Genomic DNA, 1298 nt, shown 5'->3' with positions numbered 1-1298 from the left:
ACCTTGAACTGCTTGATGAAATCGACCGTCGCCTCGCCGACGATGCYGCGGTCGCGCGAGCGCACCACGCCGCCGGCCACGATGACCTCGCAGTCCGGGTTGTCCGACAGGATCGCCGCAACGTTCAGGTTGTTCGTGATCACGCGCAGCCCCTTGTGCCGCATCAGCTCGCGCGCGATCGCCTCGGTGGTGGTGCCGATGTTCAGGATCAGCGAGCAGCCCTCGGGCACGCCCTGCGCCACGCTGCGCGCGATGCGCTGCTTGGCCTGCTCGTTGAGCTGCTGGCGCTGCCGGTACGCGATGTTCTCGGTGGTGGAGCTCGGCAGCCGCACGCCGCCATGGAAGCGCGCCAGCAGCCCGGCATCGGACAGCAGCTTCACGTCGCGCCGCACCGTCTGCAGCGTGACGCCGAACTGCTCCGACAGCGCCTCCACCGTGGCCGTGCCGCGCGCGCGCACCTCGTCGAGCAGCAGCGATTGGCGCGGGTTCGGGGTCATGGCGGCGGAGGGTACCGAATGGCCAAGCGAAAGCAGATGCTGGATTTCCTGGGTTGCGCAGCTTTCGTTTTTCGCATAAAACGAAAAAAGAAGATCAGAAACGAACGTAATCGAACATAGCACCGAACAACAACGCGAACCTCGCCAACGGCGGGGTGTCGATGGGCCAGGAGACAGCTTCTTGAATCAACCTTTGCCGGGTGAAGTGGACGTGCTCGTCGTGGGCGGCGGCATCAATGGCGCCGGCATCGCCCGCGACCTGGCAGGCCGTGGCGTGCACGTGCTGGTATGCGAGAAGGACGACCTCGCGCAGCACACCTCGTCGGCCTCGACCAAGCTGATCCACGGCGGCCTGCGCTACCTGGAGTACTACGAGTTCTCGCTGGTGCGCAAGGCGCTGGCCGAGCGCGAGGTGCTGCTGAAGGGCGCGCCGCACATCATGTGGCCGCTGCGCTTCGTGATGCCGCACGACGCCAGCATGCGGCCGGTGTGGATGATCCGCGCCGGGCTGTTCCTGTACGACCACCTGGCCAAGCGCGAGGTGCTGGCCGGCTCGCGCACGGTGTCGCTGCGCGAGCACCCGGCCGGCGCACCGCTGAAGCCGCAGTACACGCGCGGCTTCGTCTACTCCGACGGCTGGGTCGACGATGCGCGGTTGGTGGTGCTGAACGCCCGCGACGCGGCCGACCGCGGCGCGACGGTGCTGACGCGCTGGCGCTGCACCGATGCGCAGCGCGGCGACAGCACCTGGCGCGTCACGCTGCAGGCGGACGACGGCCGCACCCACACGCTGAATGCACG

Annotated in this window: 2 protein-coding genes; one reads left to right on the top strand and one right to left on the bottom strand. The window is 67.8% G+C overall.

Features of this window, described 5'->3' with window-relative positions:
• Nucleotides 1-497 (bottom strand): DeoR/GlpR family DNA-binding transcription regulator (locus AC1D15_RS32785; RefSeq protein WP_477829350.1); only part of this gene is annotated, 497 nt, incomplete at its 3' end.
• Nucleotides 498-678: 181 nt separating this feature from the next.
• Between AC1D15_RS32785 and AC1D15_RS32780 the strand changes: the two genes are divergently transcribed.
• A partial coding sequence (locus AC1D15_RS32780) for an FAD-dependent oxidoreductase (protein WP_477829349.1) occupies nt 679-1298 on the top strand: 620 nt, incomplete at its 3' end.

The organism is Rhizobacter sp. P2_H2, from assembly GCF_056403375.1.
This window is presented reverse-complemented; position numbering and strand designations above follow the sequence as displayed.